The 20,361-nt window shown below is 67.3% G+C and carries 17 protein-coding genes; 7 read left to right on the top strand and 10 right to left on the bottom strand.

Annotation, left to right across the window (positions count from 1 at the left end):
- Nucleotides 1–2 precede the first annotated feature (2 nt).
- The 4 genes from ruvC to ACI2JH_RS18645 form a co-directional block, all read right to left on the bottom strand.
- Nucleotides 3–524 carry a crossover junction endodeoxyribonuclease RuvC gene (ruvC, locus tag ACI2JH_RS18660; protein ID WP_101098837.1) on the bottom strand — a complete coding sequence of 174 codons (522 nt, stop codon included), beginning with the start codon at nucleotides 522–524 and terminating at the stop codon, nucleotides 3–5.
- Between the two features lie 8 nt (nucleotides 525–532).
- The gene (locus ACI2JH_RS18655; protein WP_101098836.1) at nucleotides 533–1,258 is read right to left on the bottom strand and encodes a YebC/PmpR family DNA-binding transcriptional regulator; all 726 of its coding nucleotides are present in this window, start codon (nucleotides 1,256–1,258) and stop codon (nucleotides 533–535) included.
- A 94-nt stretch (nucleotides 1,259–1,352) separates the two neighbouring features.
- On the bottom strand, nucleotides 1,353–1,985 hold the full coding sequence (locus ACI2JH_RS18650; RefSeq protein WP_404736911.1) for an esterase/lipase family protein: 633 nt from the start codon (nucleotides 1,983–1,985) through the stop codon (nucleotides 1,353–1,355).
- On the bottom strand, nucleotides 1,982–2,980 hold the full coding sequence (locus ACI2JH_RS18645) for a hypothetical protein (RefSeq protein WP_404736910.1): 999 nt from the start codon (nucleotides 2,978–2,980) through the stop codon (nucleotides 1,982–1,984). Before ACI2JH_RS18645 ends, ACI2JH_RS18650 begins: the two co-directional genes overlap by 4 nt.
- A gap of 348 nt (nucleotides 2,981–3,328) precedes the next feature.
- On the opposite strand from ACI2JH_RS18645, the gene ACI2JH_RS18640 reads away from it, so the two are divergent.
- Nucleotides 3,329–3,718, top strand: a complete 390-nt coding sequence (locus tag ACI2JH_RS18640) for a hypothetical protein (RefSeq protein ID WP_182656867.1) — start codon at nucleotides 3,329–3,331, stop codon at nucleotides 3,716–3,718.
- 16 nt (nucleotides 3,719–3,734) lie between these two features.
- Nucleotides 3,735–5,561: a hypothetical protein gene (locus tag ACI2JH_RS18635; RefSeq protein ID WP_404736909.1), complete on the top strand. Its 1,827-nt coding sequence runs from the start codon at nucleotides 3,735–3,737 to the stop codon at nucleotides 5,559–5,561.
- Between the two features lie 12 nt (nucleotides 5,562–5,573).
- On the opposite strand, the gene ACI2JH_RS18630 is transcribed toward ACI2JH_RS18635, so the two are convergent.
- Together ACI2JH_RS18630 and aspS are read right to left on the bottom strand one after the other, a co-directional pair.
- Nucleotides 5,574–6,128, bottom strand: a complete 555-nt coding sequence (locus tag ACI2JH_RS18630) for a GNAT family N-acetyltransferase (protein WP_101098831.1) — start codon at nucleotides 6,126–6,128, stop codon at nucleotides 5,574–5,576.
- Nucleotides 6,129–6,212: 84 nt separating this feature from the next.
- Complete coding sequence (aspS, locus tag ACI2JH_RS18625; protein ID WP_404736908.1) at nucleotides 6,213–7,964, bottom strand: aspartate--tRNA ligase; 1,752 nt, start codon at nucleotides 7,962–7,964, stop codon at nucleotides 6,213–6,215.
- 159 nt (nucleotides 7,965–8,123) lie between these two features.
- Here aspS and ACI2JH_RS18620 point away from each other — a divergent pair, with 159 nt between their 5' ends.
- Nucleotides 8,124–8,879, top strand: coding sequence for a DUF3011 domain-containing protein (locus ACI2JH_RS18620; protein ID WP_404736907.1), 756 nt, complete (start codon nucleotides 8,124–8,126; stop codon nucleotides 8,877–8,879).
- 187 nt (nucleotides 8,880–9,066) lie between these two features.
- On the opposite strand, the gene ACI2JH_RS18615 is transcribed toward ACI2JH_RS18620, so the two are convergent.
- Entirely contained in the window at nucleotides 9,067–9,720 is a 654-nt protein-coding gene (locus ACI2JH_RS18615; RefSeq protein ID WP_404736906.1) for a hypothetical protein, read from the bottom strand.
- A gap of 46 nt (nucleotides 9,721–9,766) precedes the next feature.
- A complete protein-coding gene (locus tag ACI2JH_RS18610; RefSeq protein ID WP_182656871.1) occupies nucleotides 9,767–10,003 on the bottom strand; it encodes an FmdB family zinc ribbon protein in 237 nt (78 codons plus the stop codon).
- A gap of 118 nt (nucleotides 10,004–10,121) precedes the next feature.
- On the opposite strand from ACI2JH_RS18610, the gene ACI2JH_RS18605 reads away from it, so the two are divergent.
- Complete coding sequence (locus tag ACI2JH_RS18605; protein WP_182656872.1) at nucleotides 10,122–11,363, top strand: MFS transporter; 1,242 nt, start codon at nucleotides 10,122–10,124, stop codon at nucleotides 11,361–11,363.
- Nucleotides 11,364–11,431: 68 nt separating this feature from the next.
- Nucleotides 11,432–13,678: a glucosylglycerol-phosphate synthase gene (gene ggpS / locus ACI2JH_RS18600; protein ID WP_182656953.1), complete on the top strand. Its 2,247-nt coding sequence runs from the start codon at nucleotides 11,432–11,434 to the stop codon at nucleotides 13,676–13,678.
- A 60-nt stretch (nucleotides 13,679–13,738) separates the two neighbouring features.
- Here the strand turns inward: ggpS and blaL2 are convergent, their stop codons facing one another.
- Entirely contained in the window at nucleotides 13,739–14,635 is an 897-nt protein-coding gene (gene blaL2 / locus ACI2JH_RS18595) for a L2 family extended-spectrum class A beta-lactamase (RefSeq protein WP_404736905.1), read from the bottom strand.
- A 179-nt stretch (nucleotides 14,636–14,814) separates the two neighbouring features.
- On the opposite strand from blaL2, the gene ACI2JH_RS18590 reads away from it, so the two are divergent.
- Nucleotides 14,815–15,678 (top strand): LysR family transcriptional regulator, encoded by an 864-nt coding sequence (locus ACI2JH_RS18590; RefSeq protein ID WP_404736904.1) that lies wholly within the window; start codon nucleotides 14,815–14,817, stop codon nucleotides 15,676–15,678.
- Nucleotides 15,679–15,722: 44 nt separating this feature from the next.
- On the opposite strand, the gene ACI2JH_RS18585 is transcribed toward ACI2JH_RS18590, so the two are convergent.
- The gene (locus tag ACI2JH_RS18585) at nucleotides 15,723–17,588 is read right to left on the bottom strand and encodes an ABC-F family ATP-binding cassette domain-containing protein (RefSeq protein WP_404736903.1); all 1,866 of its coding nucleotides are present in this window, start codon (nucleotides 17,586–17,588) and stop codon (nucleotides 15,723–15,725) included.
- Nucleotides 17,589–17,914: 326 nt separating this feature from the next.
- On the opposite strand from ACI2JH_RS18585, the gene ACI2JH_RS18580 reads away from it, so the two are divergent.
- On the top strand, nucleotides 17,915–20,296 hold the full coding sequence (locus ACI2JH_RS18580; protein WP_404736902.1) for a TonB-dependent receptor plug domain-containing protein: 2,382 nt from the start codon (nucleotides 17,915–17,917) through the stop codon (nucleotides 20,294–20,296).
- The last annotated feature ends 65 nt before the right edge of the window (nucleotides 20,297–20,361 follow it).

Genomic DNA, 20,361 nt, shown 5'->3' with positions numbered 1-20,361 from the left:
CCTCATTTCCGGCCCCACGCCTGGCGGGCGCTGAGCCCCAGGCGGTTGGCCGTGGCCCGTACGTGGGCATGGGTGATGGCCACGGCCAATGCATCAGCGGCGTCGGCCTGCAGCTTCGTCTTCAGGCCGAGCATGAGCCCGACCATGTGTTGGACCTGTTGTTTTTCCGCTCCGCCGCGCCCGACGACCGCCAGCTTGATCTCGCTGGCCGCGTACTCACTGACCGGCAGGTCGCGCAGCACCACGGCCGAAATCGCCGCCCCGCGGGCCTGGCCGAGTTTCAGTGCCGAATCCGGGTTGCGCGCCATGAACACCTTTTCGATGGCCACTTCCTGCGGCTGGTACTGGACGATCAGATCGGCCAGTCCCAGCACCAGGATCTTCATCCGCTGCGGGAAGTCGTCAGCGCCCAGCAACACCAGCGGCTGGTGGTGGACATGGCTGACACGGCCAGCCGCATCGACGTCGATGATGCCGACCCCGGTACGTTGCGAACCGGGGTCGATGCCGAGGATGCGGGTCATCGACGGGCTTAGGCGTGCGCGCCGAGATCGGCGTTGGAGTAGACATCCTGCACGTCGTCGAGGTCTTCCAGCATGTCCAGCAGCTTCTTCACCTGCAGGGCGGTGTCGCCCTCCACGGCAATGTCATTGTCGGCGCGGAAGGTGATTTCGGCGTGGTCGCTCGGCAGCCCGGCGGCCGCCATCGCATCGCGCACGGCGTGGAAGGCGTCCGGCGCAGTGACCACGTCGATGGAGGCGTCATCGGGGTAGACCACGATGTCGTCCGCACCGGCCTCGATGGCGGCCTCGGTGATGCGGTCTTCGTCTGCGCCCGGCGCATAGCTGATGACGCCCAGGCGCTTGAACATGAACGCCACCGAGCCTTCGGTGCCCATGTTGCCGCCGCACTTGCTGAACGCATGGCGGACATCGGCGACGGTGCGCACCTTGTTGTCGGTCAGGCAGTCGACGATCACGGCCACGCCGCCGGGCGCATAGCCCTCGTAGCGGATCTCTTCGTACTCGACGCCTTCCAGCTCGCCGGTGGCCTTCTTGATCGCCCGCTCGATCACGTCCTTGGACATGTTCGAGGACAGCCCCTTGTCCATCGCCACGCGCAGGCGCGGGTTGTTGTTGGGGTCGCCTCCGCCACCACGCGCGGCAACGCCGATCTCGCGGATGATCTTGGTGAAAATCTTGCCGCGTTTCGCGTCAGACGCGTTTTTGCGGCCTTCGATGGAGGGACCTCTACCCATGGGGGCTTCCGTTTGGCAGCTTCAGGAACAGGGCGCGGATTCTACCTGATCGGGCGCCACATCCGTGTCCACCCCGCCGCAGGACCTGGCGCGGTCAAGCGGCAGCGGAGGCCTGGCCAGGATGAAAGCGTCCGTGGCGCAGGAACTGCGCGGTCTGCCGCGCTGCCTCCAGCGAGAACACCAGCCCGCTGTGGGAACAGCGCACGACACAATGGTCGGCCAGTCCCGGCAAGCGGGTCTCGGCCAGCGCCACGGTGCCGTCGGAGTCTCCCTCCAGCGCCCCCAGCAGGCTGCCGAGGCCGTGCGGGACACAACCGGCGATCAGTCCCACCTTCGCCTCGCCCTGCCAGTCCGGCAGCCCATCCAGCAGCAGTCCGCTGCTGCGCCCGAGCGCTGCGGCCCAGCCGTGTTCGGCCAGGATGCGGGCGGTGCCACTGCCGCGCAGCGGCGATCCCAGGCAGACCACCCGCTGCACCTGCAGGTCCGGCGCCTGACGCAGCGCCTCCAGCGCCACCAGCCCGCCCAGGCTGTGGCCCACCAGCGAGACCGGCCCGCGCTGGTGCAGGCGTTCCAGCAACTGCGGGACGGCCACTTCGGGGCCGCCCAGCACGCTTGAATAGCCGAAGGTCTCGACCTGGAAGCCGCGCGCGCGCAGGCGCCAGGCGAGCGGGCCGACCCAGGCGCGGGCGTTCCAGATGCCATGCAGGAGCAGGACGGAGGGATTCATGTTTCCAGTTTGACGCATCTGACCATCCGGGGCGACCGCTGTGGCGGGCCATCATGGAACTCGAGCAGGTTGCCGACCCGTCGCGGCTGCAGCGTCTGCCGGACGTCGAGCAGCGGGCGCCCCCCCACCCAGGCGAGCAGCGCGACGGACTCGCCACCATCCAGGTTCAGGGAAACGTTGGGCGGCGATTGCTGGCGGTCCAGCCGGGCCATCGCCGCCGAAAACGCCGTAAGTGTCCAGCCGGAGTCGGCGCAGCTACGGTCGCCCATGGGGGCCGCGACGAGCCGGATGCGACCACTTCCAGCGCTGGATGGCAGGCTGATCGCAGCCCGTGGGTTGGCATCATGCGCGTGCCACAACACACCGGGCGGAACCAGATCGCCCCGCTCGAAACAGAAATCGGGCGGCAGGCGGTACATCGGATTACCTGCGGCTTTGATTCCGAATACCGGCTCACCGCGCTCTGCCAGAAGGGGCGCACTGGCGAACGAGGAGCCGTCGGCGAACATCATTTGATGATAGTCGCCTGCAAACGCCGAAGGCACGGGCAACGCCGGCTGCTGCCTTCCCCCGGCCGTGTTCAGCGGTCCAATCGGCCGCGGTTCGGGCTGGGCGCTGCAGGCGCGCTGGCGGTAATTGAAGTAGCCGCCGTTGATACGCACGCACGTGCCTGCACGCTCACCGCCGGCAGGTGCCGCGCAGGGGTCGAGCAATGCTTCGCCCTGCACGACGCTGCCGCTGAAACGGCGAGGATCCAGGCTTATCCAGGCAAGCTGCTTTGCGGCGCGGGCGGCCTGCGGCGCAGCCGCAACCTGCAGCCCCATCCTTTCCAGCAACGCCGGTGGTCCTTCCAGTCGCACGGCGATCATCCCTGGCGCGAGCGTGGTGACAGTGATGGCGCGTCGCACGCGCCCGCCCTCCACCACGGCGCGCCAGCGCCCGGCCGTGCGTGCCTCAGTCAGACTGCGGTTGCGCACGCCGGCAGGGTTCAGCACGCATGGGCATTTCACGGAAGACGAGGGCGACGACGCGGGAGGGAACACGGGGGAGAGGGGTGGCTCCGCTGGCGAAGACGGGGAAGTAGTCATGGGATCCACGCTGAAGGTGCTGCAGGGATGTCGCTTTCAGCAAGCGCCGCGCAAGGAGGCTGCGGGCCTCCGAAATGACGCGTGTTGAAAGATGAGTGAATCCTGTAATTCCACCATGGGTAATGCCGATTTACCCGCCAAAATTGCCACTCGAAATCTTCGATTTGATTGATTTCGCAGTGGTTAACGCATGACTCAGGCTTCCCAGCTGCGCAATGCGCAGGCTATGCCTCCGTTTCCCGAAGCTGTATCACGATGACCGCTTACACACCGGCGTGGGCGCTGCCGATCCTGCAGCGCGCCGCGCACCGCCTGCCCCTGCCTTTGGACGTTCCTGCTGCTGCCTACACGCTTCTCGACGAAGGCGGAGTGGAATGGCACCTGGAAGTCACCGACGACCACCTGCTGCTGCACTGCCAGCTGGCCGATGACGGGCTGCGCTGCAGTGAACACCGGCTGCGCGCCCTGCTCGCCCACCATCACGACCCGCACGCCATGGGCGGCGCCTGCATCGCCCTGGACATCAGCAGCGGTGTGCTGCGGCTGATCCAGGCCCATGCCCGCGAGTCGCCCGCCCTGGACGACCTGCCAGGTGCATTGCAGCGCCTGCAGTGCATTCGCCGCCACCTGCTCGCCTCCCTCTGACCCTTCGGATCCCCACATGCCGACGTTGACCATTTCCCAGACCTCCCCCGCCCTGCTGCCCCCTGCGCCGCCGCATGCGCCGGCGTCTCCCATCCACGAGCACGCCTCGCTGCTGTTCTGCGCGGCCGGACCGGCCGCGCCGGTCCTCAACCAGTCGCGGGCCGCAGCCGAGTTCGACGTCGGGCGTGATTGGCAGAAGTTCATCGCCGGCTGGCCATGCGTCACGATGATGGGCCGCAGTGTCGAAGTCCCTGCCGCAGAACAGCGGATCCGTCCGGCGACCTTCTTCTCCGCGGCCAACCCTGCCGACAGCGCCACCCGCGACCTGTATCTGCAGGCCTACCAGAACCATTCGCATGACAACCAGAGCGTCCGTCAGGAAATTGGCCAGGCCGCCTTGGCCCAGGTGCGCGAGCAGGCGCAGCGCCTGGACCTGCAGGTGCCCCTCCAGGACGTCAAGACGCGACAGGCCTATCGGATGGACCCCGCCACCGGCCAGGGCGTGCCGTACCTGCATGCCCGCGACATGCCGTTCCGCGCGGCGCTGGATGCCACCGATGCAGCAATCCACACCTTCCTGCCGGGCTATGCCACCGGTGATCGCTATTCATTGATCCTCGCCACGTTGATCAATCCACGGCTCAACGTGTCCATCGCCTACAGCCGCGGCAACGCAGCCGAACAACATCATGCCCGCGAAGCCTTCGAGGTCATCCGCAGCGCGCTGGGGACCAGCGGGCAGCAGGATGCAGCGCATCGCGTGTCGCTGTACGAATACACCGGTGCAAGCCTGAAGAATGCGCGTGAATCGCTGGACGACAGCGCTACGCGTGCTGATTTCAAACACGTGGCGGGTGCGCCCTCACCGTTGGTCGGCGGCGACGAGCATGAGGCCACGCACGTGTTCCACATATCCGCCACGACCGAGCTGATCGCGCGTCGCTTCCGCGATCCGGACCTGTCGCCCGAAGCGCGCTGCATCGATGTCCGCGACAAACTCATCGCGCTGGTCCACCCGGTCGAGCGCGAACGCATCGATGCACTGGTCGACACGGTCATCGCCGAACAGGGCATCCAGCCCGGCGCGGCCGCGTTGTGGATCGCCGATCGCGAATACGCCAACGCCCGCGAGGCAGAGGCGATTTCACGGCCCATGATGTTCGAGCAGATCGCCGACGCACTGGAACACGCAGGCTCCCCGGTGTATTGCATCGCCGATACTTACATCAACCGCGCACGCGATGAGAACGGTGAGGATCGTCTCACCGACCGCCATCCGTACCGACCGAAGCTGCATCCCCATATCGGCCGCTTCTGGGCAGCGGAACTGAATGGTGAGCGCGTGCTGGCCCCTCGCGAGCATCAGTGGTACTTCATGCACAAGCTGCTGGATTCAGTCGGTGGCCCGGTGATCGGCATCCGTAGCGGCGCACTGGAACCGTTCGCGCTGATGGGACACCAGGTGATCTACCTGGAGCACAAGGACATGTTCACCCCCGAACGCCACGCCTGCTGGCAGGGAGTCATTCCCTACCACCGGCTGATCACCAACCACACCACCGGCTACCTCAACAAGGAAAGCGAAACCTTCCGCGACAACGCGCTGCGCAGCCTGCTCAGCGAGACCCTGCAGCGCAGGCTGGAACGGGGTGCCGCAGATCCGGTGTACGGACCTTGGCCCGATCGGCAGCAGTCGCTGTCCCGGATGGAGGACGACCTGGCCCGCGGCCTCCTCAGCAGCAACGAACTGAAACTGCTGGTAGCGATGACGCGCAGCCGCACAACGGCGATGCAGACCGCCGCGTTGCCCGGCACCTTTGGCGCCGCACCGGGCGCCAGCTGATCTGGACGCTGCTCATGCTGTCGCCGGGGTATCGGCGGCAGCGACCAGCGGCCGCCGCAGGATGAACTCAAGGTCGTTGGTTTCACCGACCGGGAACAGGTACTCGCCCACTTTCTGGAAGCCGTAGCGGGCATAGAAGCGCTGCGCGCCGAAGTTTTCCGACCACACCCCCAGCCACAGCGGGCGCGGGCCACCGCGCTCCAGCCAGGCCAGCGCGGTCTCCAGCAACCGGCTGCCCCAGCCGCAACTCTGCTCGGCCTTGATCAGGTACAGCCGCTTCAGTTCGCCGTCGCCGGGCTGCACGTCCGGATGCGGCAGGCCGCATGGACCGGCCGCCGCGTGGCCGATCGCCACACCGTCATGTTCCAGCAGCCACACCGCGTAATCCGGGTGCGCCAGGATGATCCGCTGGCGCTCCACCGCATAGTTTTCGTCGAGGAAATCCTGCAGGTGCCGGGGCGGATACAGATGGCCGAAGGTCTCGGTGAAGGTGCGCGCGGCCAGCACCGACAGGATCGCAGCGTCGTCGACGCTGGCACGGCGGATCGCATAGGAACCCAGGACCATGTGCTTGCCTCGTAGCATCAAGCCGTCGCGACGGCGTGGTTGGGAAAGGCTGCCGGCCTGTGCACGACAGCCCTTGGAGCGGCCTCAGCCCTTCTTGGGACGTACCTGGATGTGCACTTCGGCCAGCTGCGCATCGGCGATCGGCGACGGTGCATCGGTCATCAGGCACTGCGCGCCGGTGGTCTTCGGGAACGGGATGACGTCGCGGATCGACTCGGTACCGGCCATCAGCGCGGCGATGCGGTCGATGCCGAAGGCGATGCCACCGTGCGGCGGCGCGCCGTAGTTCAGCGCATCCAGCAGGAAGCCGAACTTGGCACGGGCTTCTTCGGCATCGATGCCGAGCAGCTCGAACACCGCGCTCTGCATGTCCGGACGGTGGATACGGATCGAGCCGCCGCCGATCTCGTTGCCGTTGAGCACCATGTCATAGCCACGCGACACCGCGGTCTTGGCATGCGCGCGCAGATCGGCGATGTCATCCACCGCAGGCGCGGTGAAGGGGTGGTGCAGGGCGACGTAGCGCTGCGCTTCCTCGTCCCATTCGAACATCGGGAAGTCGGTCACCCACAGCGGTGCCCAGCCATCGGCGACCAGGCCGAAGTCCTTGCCCGCCTTCAGACGCAGCGCGCCCATGAAATCGGACACCTTGTTGTAGCCGCCCGCGCCGAAGAACACGATGTCCCCATTGCCAGCGCCGACGTGGGCCAGCAGCGCAGCAAAGCCGTCTTCGGTGAAGAATTTCTGGATCGGCGAGCTGACCTCGCCGGTGTCGGTGATCTTGATGTAGGCCAGGCCCTTGGCGCCGTATTTGGCGGCGTGGGCGGCGTACTCGTCGATCTGCTTGCGGCTCAGGCTGCCACCGCCCGGGATGCGCAGCGCGGCGACGCGGCCCTCGGCATCGTTGGCGGCCGTGCTGAACACCGGGAACCCGCTGGACTTGACCAGCTCGGCCACGTCCACCAGTTCCAGCGTGATGCGCAGGTCCGGCTTGTCCGAACCATAACGACGCATCGCCTCGGCCCAGGTCATGCGCGGGAAGCGGGCGGCCAGCTCCACGTCGACCACCTCCTTGAAGATGCCGCGGATCATGTCCTCGACGAAATCCTGCACGTCCTGCTCGCGCACGAAGGCGAATTCCATGTCCAGCTGGGTGAACTCCAGCTGGCGGTCGGCACGCAGGGCCTCGTCGCGGAAGCAGCGCGCGATCTGGTAGTAGCGGTCGAAGCCGGCCACCATCAGGATCTGCTTGAACAGCTGGGGGCTCTGCGGCAGCGCGTAGAACTCGCCCGGATGCATGCGCGCCGGCACCAGGAAGTCGCGCGCGCCTTCCGGGGTGGCCTTGGTCAGGATCGGGGTTTCGATGTCCTGGAAGCCACGCTCATCCAGGTGGCGGCGCAGCGCCTGCACCAGCTTGATGCGGGTGCGCTGCATGCGCTGCATCTCCGGGCGGCGCAGGTCCAGGTAACGGTACTTCAGGCGGGTTTCTTCGCCCGGGTTCTCGTGTGCATGGAACGGCAACGGCGCGGCCTTGTTGAGCACGGTGATGGCGGTGGCGATCACTTCGACCTTGCCGGTGGCCATCTTGTCGTTGACTGCGTGGCGGGCACGCACCACGCCTTCCACCTGCAGCACGTCCTCGTAACCGAGCGAGGCGGCCACGGCGAACACTTCGGCATTGTCGACCTCCACCGTCACCTGCACGATGCCCTCATGATCGCGAAGATCGATGAAGCACACGCCGCCCTGGTTACGGGCCACGTCGGTCCAGCCGGCGAGGGTGACAGTCTGGCCGATCAGGGTCTCGTCGACCAGGCCGCAGAAGTGGGTACGCATGGGGGAAAGCTCCGCTGTTGTACGCCGGCGCCAGGAAGGACCGGAAAGCCCGTTATTCTGGGGCCGAGCCCCCACCGGGGGCAAATCCTCGGCAGTCACGCCGATTTAATCCAGTTCGTTCCTATATTCGCGCACCATCGACCGCTCGGGGATGTCGCCATGAACCGCTGGACCCTGGCCTGCCTGGCCGCCGCGCTTGCCTGCTCTGCCCCGCTGTTTCCCGCCCATGCCCAGATCGGCACACGTGCCTATGCGCCGGAGAACCTGACCCAGCTTTCCAGCAGTGACCGGACCCGGGTGATCAGCCAGGAGTATGCCGAACAGTCCAACGGACGCCGTATTCCCGATGACCAGCTGCGGTTCTACCTGGCCCAGGTCAACTCCGGATGGGGCTTTTCGCGCATCAAGCAGGACATCGCCACCTCGCTGCGCGGAGGTGGCAGCGGCGGCAACGGCGGCAACTGGGGCGGCGGCGGGCAGAACGGCGGCAACACCCGCTGCGAGAGCCAGAACAACCGCGAGCGGGTCTGCAACACGGGCTGGCGCAATGCCCGGCTGGTCCGGCAGATCTCCGGCACGGCCTGCGTGGAAGGCCGCACCTGGGGCACCCGCAATGGTGCGGTCTGGGTCAACGGCGGCTGCCGCGGCGAGTTCGCCGAAGCCCGCGGCTCCAGCGGAGGCAACTGGGGAGGCAACTGGGGCGGCGGCTGGGGCGGGGCCAACAACAACTACAGTGTTACCTGCAGCAGCAACGACAAGCGCCGCTCCAGCTGCGCGTGGGAAGCACGCCGCGGCCGCCCGGTGCTGATCGAACAGCTGTCCGGCAGCGCCTGTCGCGAAAACCAGACCTGGGGCTACAGCAATGGGAGCCTGTGGGTCGCCAACGGCTGCCGCGCGCGCTTCGGCGTGCGCTGACCCGCTCCGGGTAGTGACGGCCGCTGGCCGTCCGCTTGCTGGCCTGCTGCCTGGTGGGTGACGACCGTCGGTCGTCACGCTGTTGCCGCTGCACTCGCCGAGCATGGCTCGGCGCTACCCCTGCTTCGGTAGTGACGACCGTTGGTCGTCACGCCCTGCCGCTGCGCTCGCCGAGCATGGCTCGGCGCTACCCGGCGGATCCGTCCGGAGACGGCGTGCGCGCGCCCCACGGTGCTGGTGGCAATGCCACCGGCCGCGAAAGGTCGAATACCACGCGGAAGCGTCGCCCATCGGGCCGGGTCAATTCGTAGACGAACTGGCGATCCGGATCGATCTCCATCGCCCAGGTGTTATGCGTGGACGCCAGCATGTCCGCCTTGCGGAACATCGCCACCGAATCGGTGTCGGCCGGGAACTCCTGGCGCTGCGCCGTACCCGGGCGCCTGCTGTCGCCGCCATACAGGCTGATCGCATCCGGGCTGCCGTCGGCATGCCGGTGGTCGTGCTTCAGGCGCAGCCCACTCTCGGTACGGCTCAACACCCAGGTGCGCGAATGGTCATCGCCGACGTGGAACGGGATCCGCAGCTGGTGGGCCGGGTCCTCGCAGCCACGCACGTGCATCACCAGCCGCTTGCCCGCGAACGGGTCCGGGCCGGTGCTGGCCGGGTTGTCTTCCACCACCTGTCCAGCAAAGGCCTTGCCACAGTAAGCGGCCACGCTGGCAAGGAAAGCATCGGCCGGCGCGTTGGACACTTCCTGCGCCACCGGATCAGGGGAAGGGTCGCTGCACCCTGCAAGGGCCAGCAGCATAGTGAGGGAAGAGGTCCGGAGCAGGTTCATCGCTCCACCCTACCCAGCCAGGCCGCATGGCGCAAACCCTCTGTGCTTACTCGCTCTTCGCAGGTGCCGCCGCTGCGGGCTTTTCCGCCAGGTTCTTCTTGTTGGAGCCAAAATCGGTCTCATACCAGCCTCCGCCAGCCAGCCGGAACGAGGGCGCGGTGATCTGCCGCTTCACCGTTTCCTTGCCACAGGACGGGCACTGCGTCGGGTCTGCATCGGCAATCTTCTGCAGGCGGTCAAAGGCGTGGCCGCAGTCGGCGCAGGCGAATCCGTAGATCGGCATCGTAGTTGTCAGGTAGGAAATCAGGCGCGCATGTTAAGGCATTGCAAGCGGCCCGGCAGACCCCCTGTGTTAAGGTCGGTGACGTGTTTGCCAAACCTTCCCCACGAAGGTCGCACCCATGTTGCGGCTGACTTCACTGCTGCTTGGCGTGGCTTTGCTGCTTACCGGCGGCGGTCTGCTGGGCACCCTGCTGGCTGTGCGCGGCGGGCTGGAAGGCTTCAGCGCCAACGCGCTGGGCTGGGTGATGTCCGGTTATTTCGCCGGCTTCTTCGTCGGCACTTTCACTGCCCCGCCGCTGATCCGGCGCATGGGCCACAGCCGCGCCTTCGCCTTCCACGCCGCCCTCGCAACCATGGCGGTGCTGCTGCATCCGCTGTGGCTGGATCCGTGGGGCTGGGGCCTGCTGCGGGTGGTCACCGGCATCGCGTTGGTCGGCCTGTATACCGTCATCGAAAGCTGGCTCAACGCCGAACCCGATCCGCAGCGGCGCAGCCGGGTGTTTTCGCTGTACATGATGATCAACCTGTCCGCGCTGGCACTGGGGCAGGTCCTGCTGATGCTTGGCGATGCGGGCGCGGCGGCGATGTTCACCGTCACCGCACTGCTGGTGTGCGCGGCGATGCTGCCGGTCACCGCCACCCGCCTGCAGCAGCCGGACGTGCCCAACGTGCCGCGTCTCAAGCTTGGCAACCTGTACACCCTGGCGCCGGTGGCCACCGTGGCCGCCGGCCTGTCCGGGCTGGCGATGGGTCCGTTCTGGGGCCTGTTGCCGGTATTCGCCGGGGACATCGGCCTCAGCGGCGATGGCGTGCCGTTGTTCATGCTGGCCGCCATCGCCGGCGGCGCCCTGCTGCAATGGCCGCTCGGCCGCATCAGCGATGGCCACGACCGGCGTATCGGCCTGATGACCGTAAGCCTGGCCGCTGCCGGACTGGCGGTGCTGGCGGCCATGCCATTGATCCAGCAGCAGCTGCACGTAATGTTCGTGCTGGTGTTCTGCTACGGCGGGCTGGTGTTCGCGCTGTACCCGTTCGCGGTGGCGCACATGCTCGATTACCTGGCCAGCGAAGACCTGCTGTCCGGCTGCAGCAGCCTGCTGCTGGTGCATGGCGTCGGCGCGGCGGTCGGTCCGGCCATCGCCGGCGCGCTGATGAGTCGCTTCGGCGCCCCCGCGCTGCCGCTGTACTTCGCGGCCGTGTTGACCTGCCTGGCCGTCTTCACCGGCATGCGGCTGCTTTCGCACGCCCGCCTGCGTACCCATCCGGCACCGTTCCGCGCGATGTTGCGCACCACGCCTTCGGCGCTGGAACTGATGCCCGAAACCGAAACTCCCCTCCACCCTGAAAAGGAAACGCATTGACTGTTGGAAGCCCTCCCTCTGCTACCGAACCCGTAATCCCCGCTGTTGAAACCGCAGCACCGCCGCAACTGATATTGGCCACCGACCTGGATGGCACCTTCCTGGCAGGCAGCGCCGAACAGCGCCACCGCCTCTACCGGCTGATCGACCAGCATCCCGGGATCCAGCTCATTTTCATCACCGGCCGCGGGCTGGAAGCCGTGTTGCCGCTGCTGTCCGATCCCTCGATCCCGCGCCCGGACTACATCGTCTGCGATGTCGGTGCCACCGTGGTCGATGGCCACACCCTGCAACCCCTGCAGCCGCTTCAGTCGATGATCGAAGCGCACTGGCCCGGCGAGCACGTGGTGGCTGCCGCGATGCGCCCCTACACCGCGCTGCAGCGCCAGGACGTGCCGCAGGAACGCCGCTGCTCGTACTTCTGCGATCCGAAGACGCTCGCACCGCTGCGCGCGCAGATCGAACAGACCGCACGCTCGCTGGGCTGCGATGTGCTGTATTCGGCCGACCGTTATCTCGACATCCTGCCGCCGGGCATCGACAAGGGACGCACGCTGGCCGCGCTGGCGCGCACGCTGGGGCTGCCGGTGGAGCGCATCCTGGTCGCCGGTGACACCCTCAACGACCTTTCCATGTACGTCGCCGGGTTCCGCGGCGTGTGTGTGGGCCAGTCCGAACCGGCACTGCTGGAGGCCACCGCCGGGCAACAGCGCACCCTGCACGCGCAGGCCCCCGGCTGCGGCGGCATCCTCGAAGCAATCACCCATTTCAAGCTGCTCGACGCCCGCGATCCCCACCTGGCCGCACCCGCGCCGGTATCGCACGACGGCGCCCAGCTGCTGATGGTCTACCATCGCCTGCCCTTCGATGAAGCGATCGAGGACGGCAAGCTGGTGCAGCGTCCGCCGCGCTCGCCGAACGGCATCATTCCCTCGCTGTTGAGCTTCTTCAAGGGCGGGCAGAAAGGCAGCTGGATCGCCTGGGGCATCGATGATCCCAAGCACCGGCCGTTCCAGCGCCACGTGCAGGTGGACCAGGCGCAATACCCCACCCTGCGCGCCACCCGCGTCCCCCTGAGCCGGCAGGAAGTGGACATCTTCTACAAGCGCTTTTCCAAGGAAGCGTTCTGGCCGATGCTGCACGTGTTCTGGGAACGCGCGCGCTTCCGCGAAGACGACTGGCAGGTGTTCCTGAAGGTCAACCGCAAGTTCGCCGAGGCCACCGCGGCCGAAGCGGCGCACGGGGCCACCGTATGGATCCACGACTACAACCTGTGGATGGTGCCGGCCTACCTGCGCGAGCTGCGCCCGGACGTCAAGATCGCCTTCTTCCACCACACCTATTTCCCTTCGGCGGATGTGTTCAACGTGGTGCCGTGGCGCCGCGAGATCATCGGCAGCCTGCTGTCGTGCGATTACATCGGCTTCCACATCCCGCGCCAGGTGGAGAACTTCGTGGACGTGGTCCGCGGTGCCGCACCGGTGGAGCGCCTGGCCTGGGAAAACTGCGCCCCGCGCTTCCTTACCTACGGCTGCGCGGTGGGGCTGGACACCATGACCACCCGCCTGCGCGTGGGCGACCGCGATGTCGCCTTGGGTGCCCATCCGGTCGGCACCGACCTCGGCCGCATCCACGACACCCTGGCGCGCAGCGACGTGCGCAACGACATCTTCAAGCTCCGCCGCGAAATCGGCGCGCGCAAGCTGGTGCTGTCGGTGGAACGGCTGGACTACACCAAGGGCACGCTGGCCAAGTTGGAAGCCTTTGAACGGGTGCTGGAGCAGCATCCGGAGCAGTGCGGCAAGGTCACCCTGCTGATGGTCTGCGTGCCGGCCGCACGCGAAATGACCGTGTACCGCACCCTGCAGAACCAGATCGAACAGGCGGTGGGCCGCATCAACGGCCGCTTCGCCCGGCTGGACTGGACGCCGGTGCGCTTCTTCGCCAAGGCCCTGCCGTTCGAGCAGGTGGTGGCGCACTATGCGGCCGCGCAGGTGATGTGGATCACCCCGCTGCGCGATGGCCTGAACCTGGTGGCCAAGGAGTTCATCGCCACCCATGGCATCGAAGGCAGCAACGGGGTGCTGGTGTTGAGCGAGTTCGCCGGTGCGGCCGCTGAGCTGAAAGGCGCGGTATTGACCAATCCGCATGATCCGGCCGATCTGGCCGCCGGCCTGATGCAGGCGCTGCTGATGCCTGAAGAAGAGGCCGAAGCGCGTCAGCGCCAGCTGCACGGCATCGTGGAGTACTACGACGTGGACCGCTGGGGACGCGAGTTCCTGGAAGCAGTGGAAGGCAGCGGCAAGGCCGCCTAGCACCCGGTGTCGAGCAGGCTCGACACTACTTGCGTAGCGGGCGAGCTTGCTCGCCCTGCGTCAGCCGGTCATCCGCTCCGCCAGCGCGGCCACCCGGGCCAGCACCGCATCGCGCTGGCCGCCGTCCACGCTGGCGCCCTGCAGGTAAGCGGTGAGCACCCACGCGGTGCCACCGCCCAGCGGCCACAGCACGCCGATGTCGTTGCGCGTGTCCTTGCCGTTGCTGCCGGTCTTGTCACCGACCCGCCATCGCTTGTCCAGCCCGGCCCGCAGCGTCGCATCGCCGGTCTCGTTGTCGATCAGCCAGTCCGCCAACTGCTGCCGCGATGCCGGCCGCAGCGCATCGCCGAGCACGAACCGCTGCAGGCTGGCCGCGCTGGCGGCGGGACTGGTTGTGTCGCGCGGGTCGCCCAGCGTGAACCGGTTGAGTTCCGGCTCGTACCGGTCACTGCGGGTCACCGCATCACCGTGGGAACGCATGAAGGCCGTCAGCGCCGGCGGCCCGCCCAGGTGGCGCAGCAGCAGGTTCGCCGCCGGGTTGTCGCTGGTCACCATCGTCGTGCGGCACAGGTCGCGCACGCTCAGGTCCTTGCCCACGTGCCGGCGGGTCGTCGGCGCATGGTCGATCAGGTCCTCCGCGCGCATCGGCAGCCGCTCGTCGAGGAAGCCCGGCTGCCGCTCGGCGCGGTGCAGCGCTGCGGCCGCGAGCATCCACTTGATCGTGCTGCACATCGGGAAGCGTTCGTCCTGGCGGTGCCCCACCCGCTTGCCGGTGCGGGTGTCCAGCAGGGTCACCCCGAGCCGCCCGCCGCTGGCTTTTTCCAGCGCGGCGAAGTCCGCAGCCGTGGCGATGGTGGCCGCAGCCGGGCCGGGCGCGCTGCGTGCCAGGCCCGGAACGGCAAGTGATGATGCCAGCGCCAGGGCACTGGTCTGCAGGAAATGGCGGCGCGACAGCATGGGCGTTCTCCAGACGGTGAGGTCCCCATGGTGGTCGCCGGCAGACCTACCGACCAGCGCGACCTTTCAGGGTAAGCCCCATGAAATTCTCATGGCTGGACGCTCGGGATCCATACCCCGCGACCAGATAGCCGCGGCACGCTACCATCCGCCATCAATCCAGCTCAACACGGCATCACATGTTGTCGCCTTCGCTTCCGCTCAACGCCCTGCGCGCCTTCGAGGCCGCCGCGCGCCACCAGAACCTGACCCGCGCCGCGCTGGAACTGTGCGTGAGCCAGGCCGCGCTCAGCCATCAGATCCGCGGCCTGGAAGACCGGCTGGGCGTTCGCCTGTTCCATCGGCTGCCCCGTGGCGTGGCGCTCACCGATGAGGGCGCGGCGCTGTATCCGGTGATGAACGAGGCCTTCCAGCGGATCAGCCTGGCGTTGGCCCGCTTCACCGGCAGTGGAGAGAAAGAAGTCCTGACGCTGGGCGTGGTCGGCACCTTCGCCACCGGCTGGCTGTTGCCGCGGCTTGCCGATTTCCAGGCCGCCCATCCAGACATCGAGCTGCGCCTGCAGACCCACAACAACCGCATCGACCTGGCTGGCGAGGGTCTGGACCTGGCCATCCGCTTCGGCGAGGGCGACTGGCAGGGGCAGGTCTGCACGCGCGTGCTGCCGGCGCCATTCGCGCCATTGTGCGCACCGGGCCTGGCGCGCCGCCTGCGCGTGCCTGCCGACCTCGCCGGTCTGCCGCTGCTGCGTTCCTACCGCGCTGATGAATGGCCGGGCTGGCTGCAGGCCGCAGGCATCACCGGGCTGGAAGCGCGCGGGCCGGTTTTCGACTCCTCGTTGACCCTGGCTGCCGCGGCGACCAGCGGCGCCGGCATCGCGCTGCTGCCGCTGTGCATGTTCGAACAGGAACTGGCCGAGGGCCGGTTGCAGCAACCGTTCGCGCAGACTGTCGAGCTGGGCAGCTACTGGCTGACACGGCTGCGTTCACGCAGCGAACGCGAGCCCGCGCGGCGGTTCGCCGCGTGGCTGCAGGGCGCGGCCTGACGCCCCTGTGCGTGCGGACCTTGGTCCGCACGCGCAGACGGCAGTCAACCTTCCAGCAGCGCCATCCACGCCGCTTCGGCCTTCTCCAGCAGCGCTGCGGTCGCTTCGCGATCGCGCCCCAGCACCGCCATGCGCGTGGCATCGGCGTAGTTGGACGGATCGGCCAGCTGCCGGTCCAGCTCGGCAAGGCTGGCTTCCAGCTCGGCCACCTTGCCCTCCGCGGCCGCCAGCTTGTGCGGGTTGGGCGCCTTCTTCTGCACCACCTGCACCACCGGCTCGGTCTTCACCGCCACCGGTGCAACGGCCTCGGCCAGCTTGGCCTTGGTGCCCTGCGCCTGCGGTCGCGTACGCAGCCACGCCGCGTACTCATCCAGGTCGCCGTCGAACGGTTCCACCACGCCATCGGCCACGCGCCAGAACGTGTCGCAGACCAGCCCGATCAGATGCCGGTCATGCGACACCATCACGATGGCGCCCTCGAAATCACTCAGCGCTTCGGCCAGCGCCTCACGCATTTCCAGGTCAAGGTGGTTGGTCGGCTCATCGAGCAGCAGCACGTTCGGCTGCTGGTAGGCGATCAACGCCAGCGCCAGCCGTGCACGTTCGCCACCGGAGAAGCCATCCACCGACTCGAACGCGCGGTCACCGGCGAAATTCCACTTGCCGAGGAAATCACGGAACGACTGGTTCGGCGCGTCCGGGGCGATGTCGCGGAAGTGCTCCATCGGCGACTGGCCTTCGTGCAGTGACTCCACCGTATGCTGGGCGAAGTAACCGATCTTCAGGTCCGGATGCGCGGCACGATCACCACTGATCGGATCCAGCTCGCCGACCAGGGTCTTCACCAGGGTCGTCTTGCCGGCGCCGTTCGGGCCCAGCAGGCCGATGCGCTGGCCCGCTTCCAGGCCGAAGCCGACGTTGTGCAGGATCACCGAATCGGCGCCGTAACCGGCCTCCACGTGGTTCAGGCGGATCAGCGAGAACGGCAGCTTGGCCGGCGGCGCGAACTCGATGCGGAACTCGCGCTCGGCCCGCACAGCTTCCGTACCGGCCATCTTCGCCAGGCGCTTCATGCGGCTCTGCGCCTGCGCGGCCTTTGACGCGGTGGCCTTGAAGCGGTCGATGAAGCTCTGCAGGTGGGCGCGCTCGTTCTGTTCCTTCTCGTGCGCGATCTGCTGCTGGCGCAGCTGCTCCGAACGCTGGCGTTCGAAGTCGGTGTAGCCGCCGGTGTACAGCTTGGCGCCGCCGTTATGCAGGTGCAGCGTGTGGGTCGCCACGTTGTCCAGGAACTCGCGGTCATGCGAGATCAGCAGCAGCGTGCCGGGATACTTCAGCAGCCACTGTTCCAGCCAGTACACCGCATCCAGGTCCAGGTGGTTGGTCGGCTCATCGAGCAGCAGCAGGTCGCTGGGCATCATCAGCGCGCGAGCCAGGTTCAGGCGCGCGCGCCAGCCGCCGGAGAACGAGGACACCGCACGGTGATGCGTATCAGCCGGGAAACCCAGGCCATGCAGCAGCTTGCCGGCACGCGCTTCGGCATCGTAGGCGCCGACTTCGGCCATCTTCGTATGCGCCTCGGCCACCGCTTCCCAGTCCTCGCGGGCGGTCGCGGCGGCTTCTTCGGCCAGCACTGCGGCCACCACCACGTCGCCGCCCAGCACGAAGCTCAACGCCGGGTCTGGCAGTGAGGGCGTTTCCTGGGCCACGCTGGCAATACGCACCTTGCCGGGCAGGTCGACATCGCCCTTGTCGGCTTCCAGTTCGCCCTGCACGGCGGCGAACAGACTGGACTTGCCGGCACCGTTGCGGCCAACCACGCCCACCCGGTAACCGGCATGCAGGGTCAGGTCGACGTTGGACAACAGCAGCCGCTCGCCGCGGCGCAAGGCGAAATTACGGAGGGAGATCATCGGGGGGGTCCATATAACGGAATGGAATGTGCTGGTGAGCACCTTTCCTGCGACGCAATTCTAACGTTAACGAATACTTGACGTATCCCGGCAGCGCGCCAAGGTCGTTCCTCTCTCTCCCACGGAGGTCGGCCGGCGCCCTTCCGGGCACCTCCCCACGATGCTGTCCTTGCGGCTAAATTGTTGCTTCTGCAACGGTTTTTGACGTTACCGTCATTTGACAGCGGATTAAATTGTCGTTAATTGCTGTATTGCGCACCGCAACAACGCCGTCCCGCTCCCCGAGATGTCGCCCCGGTGCCTCCCCCAACCGGAGCCACGTCCTGATGACCCGCAAGACCAGCCAACTCGCCGCCGCCGTCGCCCTGATGCTCGGCGCGTCCGCCTTCTCCGCCGCCGCACAGACCGCCAATACGCTCGACACGGTGATCGTCACCGGCACCCGCGTGGCCGACCGTACGGTCGCCGAATCGCAGTCGCCGATCGACATCATCACCCCCGAGGCGCTGCAGTCCACCGGCACCTCCGAACTGGCCACCGCGCTCTCGCGCGCCCTGCCCTCGCTGAACTTCCCGCGGCCGGCGCTCACTGACGGCACCAGCGGCATCCGCCCGGCGCAGCTGCGTGGGCTGTCCCCGGACCAGGTGCTGGTGCTGGTGGACGGAAAGCGCCGCCACACCTCGGCGATGATCAACGTCAACGGCAGCATCGGCCGTGGCTCCTCGGCGGTGGACATCAACGCCATCCCGATCGGCGCCATTGAACGCGTGGAAGTGCTGCGCGACGGTGCTTCGGCCCAGTACGGTTCAGACGCCATCGCCGGTGTCGTCAACATCGTGCTCAAGGGCAGCGGCAGCGGTGGCAGCCTGGCTATCGACCACGGCCAGTACGCGGCCGGCGACGGCAACAAGAACCAGCTCTCCGGCGACGCCGGTTTCACCTTCGGCGACGGCCGCGGCCAGGTCCACCTGGCGGGCCAGTACAGCCAGCAGGACGAAAGCAACCGCGCCGGGCCCTACCTGGGCACGACGCCGAATACCGGCAACTTCCCCGACATCGGCGAAAAGACCTTCGTGGTCGGCGATCCGCAGGTCGATGCATCGGCGGTCTCTGCCAACGCCAGCTTCGCCTTCAGCGACAACGTCACCGGTTACGCCAACGCACTGCTCAGCAACCGCGACATTACCTCGTTCGCGTTCTACCGCTCGCCCAACCACAGCGGCCAGACCGCCTTGCTGGCCCAGGTCTACCCGGACGGCTACGTGCCGCAGATCAACCAGTACTCCAAGGACCGTTCGGTCGTGGCCGGCGTCAAGGGCAGCACCGAAAGTGGCTGGACCTGGGACCTGAGCGCCAATCACGGCGAGAACACGCTCGACTTCCACACCCGCAACAGCATCAATTACAGCCTCGGCGCCACCAGCCCGAGCGACTTCTACGACGGCACCCTGAAGTACACCCAGGACATCTTCAACGCCGACTTCACCAAGTCGCTGGACTGGGGCCTGGCCTATCCGGTCACCTTGTCCTTCGGTGGTGAATACCGCCGCGAGACCTGGGAGCAGCGTCCGGGTGAACCGGACTCCTACACCGGCAGCGGTGCGCAGGGCTTCGCCGGCTTCACCCCGATCAATGCCGTCGACGAGGACCGCCACAACTACGCGGTGTACGCCGGGCTGGAAGCGGACCTGACCGACAAGTTCTCCGCCGGTGTCACCGGTCGCTACGAGGACTACTCGGACTTCGGCGACAAGTTCTCCGGCAAGCTGTCGGCGCGCTACGCCTTCACCGACAAGGTCGCCCTGCGCGCCACTGCCTCCAGTGGCTTCCGTGCGCCTTCGCTGGCCCAGCAGAGCTACCAGGCGGTCACCAGCACGATCGTCAACGGCAGCTTCGTCGAGCGCGGCACCTTCCCGGCCGCCAGCGCCGCTGCACAGGCTCTCGGTTCGGCACCGCTGAAGGCGGAAACCTCCACCTCCTACAGCGTCGGCCTGGTGCTGCAGCCGATCGACCGCCTGTACCTGACCGTGGATGCGTACCAGATCGAGATCGACGACCGCATTGCGCTGTCGTCCAACATCACCACCACCGGCAACACCGCCGTGGCCGACCTGCTGACCGGCCTGGGCCTGCCGCAGGTCACCGCGTTCTCCTACTTCACCAACGGCCTGGACACGCGCACCCGCGGCGTCGATGCCGTGGCCAGCTACACCGTGCCGTTCAGCGCGAGCAGCCTGGAGCTGACCGCCGCCTACAGCTACAACGACACCGAAGTGCAGAAGTTCGATGCCTCGCCGGCGGCCTTCCAGGCCCTCGGCATCACCCAGGCGCTGATCGGGCGTGATGAGATCGGCCGCATCGAAGACAGCTTCCCGCGCGACAAGGCCATCGTCAGCGGCACGTGGCGGTCGGACCATTGGGAGCTGGGCCTGGCCGCCACCCGCTACGGCAGCTTCACCGTGCGCAACTCGGCCACCGCCACCCGCGACCAGACCTACGATGCGAAATGGGTGCTGGATGCTTCGGCCAGCTACAAGCCCAGCGAGAACTGGACCCTGACCCTGGGTGCGGACAACCTGCTGGACGAATACCCGGACCGCACCGTGGACCTGCAGAACTCCACCTGGGGCATGCTGCCGTACAGCAACTACTCGCCGTTCGGCTTCAACGGCGCCTACGTCTACGGCCGCATCCGCTACACCTGGTAAGGGCCGGCCGGGCCTGGCCCGGCGCGGTCGCATGGAACTGCAACAGACGCCGGGCAATGCCCGGC

It is taken from the genome of Stenotrophomonas sp. NPDC078853 (assembly GCF_044901215.1).
GTDB classification, from domain to species: Bacteria; Pseudomonadota; Gammaproteobacteria; order Xanthomonadales; family Xanthomonadaceae; genus Stenotrophomonas; species Stenotrophomonas lacuserhaii.
This window is presented reverse-complemented; position numbering and strand designations above follow the sequence as displayed.

Coding starts and splice junctions, on each gene's coding strand:
- ruvC (WP_101098837.1), bottom strand. CDS start 524: ATGACCCGCATCCTCGGCATCGACCCCGGTTCGCAACGTACCGGGGTC.
- ACI2JH_RS18655 (WP_101098836.1), bottom strand. CDS start 1,258: ATGGGTAGAGGTCCCTCCATCGAAGGCCGCAAAAACGCGTCTGACGCG.
- ACI2JH_RS18650 (WP_404736911.1), bottom strand. CDS start 1,985: ATGAATCCCTCCGTCCTGCTCCTGCATGGCATCTGGAACGCCCGCGCC.
- ACI2JH_RS18640 (WP_182656867.1), top strand. CDS start 3,329: ATGACCGCTTACACACCGGCGTGGGCGCTGCCGATCCTGCAGCGCGCC.
- ACI2JH_RS18635 (WP_404736909.1), top strand. CDS start 3,735: ATGCCGACGTTGACCATTTCCCAGACCTCCCCCGCCCTGCTGCCCCCT.
- ACI2JH_RS18630 (WP_101098831.1), bottom strand. CDS start 6,128: ATGGTCCTGGGTTCCTATGCGATCCGCCGTGCCAGCGTCGACGACGCT.
- aspS (WP_404736908.1), bottom strand. CDS start 7,964: ATGCGTACCCACTTCTGCGGCCTGGTCGACGAGACCCTGATCGGCCAG.
- ACI2JH_RS18620 (WP_404736907.1), top strand. CDS start 8,124: ATGAACCGCTGGACCCTGGCCTGCCTGGCCGCCGCGCTTGCCTGCTCT.
- ACI2JH_RS18615 (WP_404736906.1), bottom strand. CDS start 9,720: ATGAACCTGCTCCGGACCTCTTCCCTCACTATGCTGCTGGCCCTTGCA.
- ACI2JH_RS18610 (WP_182656871.1), bottom strand. CDS start 10,003: ATGCCGATCTACGGATTCGCCTGCGCCGACTGCGGCCACGCCTTTGAC.
- ACI2JH_RS18605 (WP_182656872.1), top strand. CDS start 10,122: ATGTTGCGGCTGACTTCACTGCTGCTTGGCGTGGCTTTGCTGCTTACC.
- blaL2 (WP_404736905.1), bottom strand. CDS start 14,635: ATGCTGTCGCGCCGCCATTTCCTGCAGACCAGTGCCCTGGCGCTGGCA.
- ACI2JH_RS18590 (WP_404736904.1), top strand. CDS start 14,815: ATGTTGTCGCCTTCGCTTCCGCTCAACGCCCTGCGCGCCTTCGAGGCC.
- ACI2JH_RS18585 (WP_404736903.1), bottom strand. CDS start 17,588: ATGATCTCCCTCCGTAATTTCGCCTTGCGCCGCGGCGAGCGGCTGCTG.
- ACI2JH_RS18580 (WP_404736902.1), top strand. CDS start 17,915: ATGACCCGCAAGACCAGCCAACTCGCCGCCGCCGTCGCCCTGATGCTC.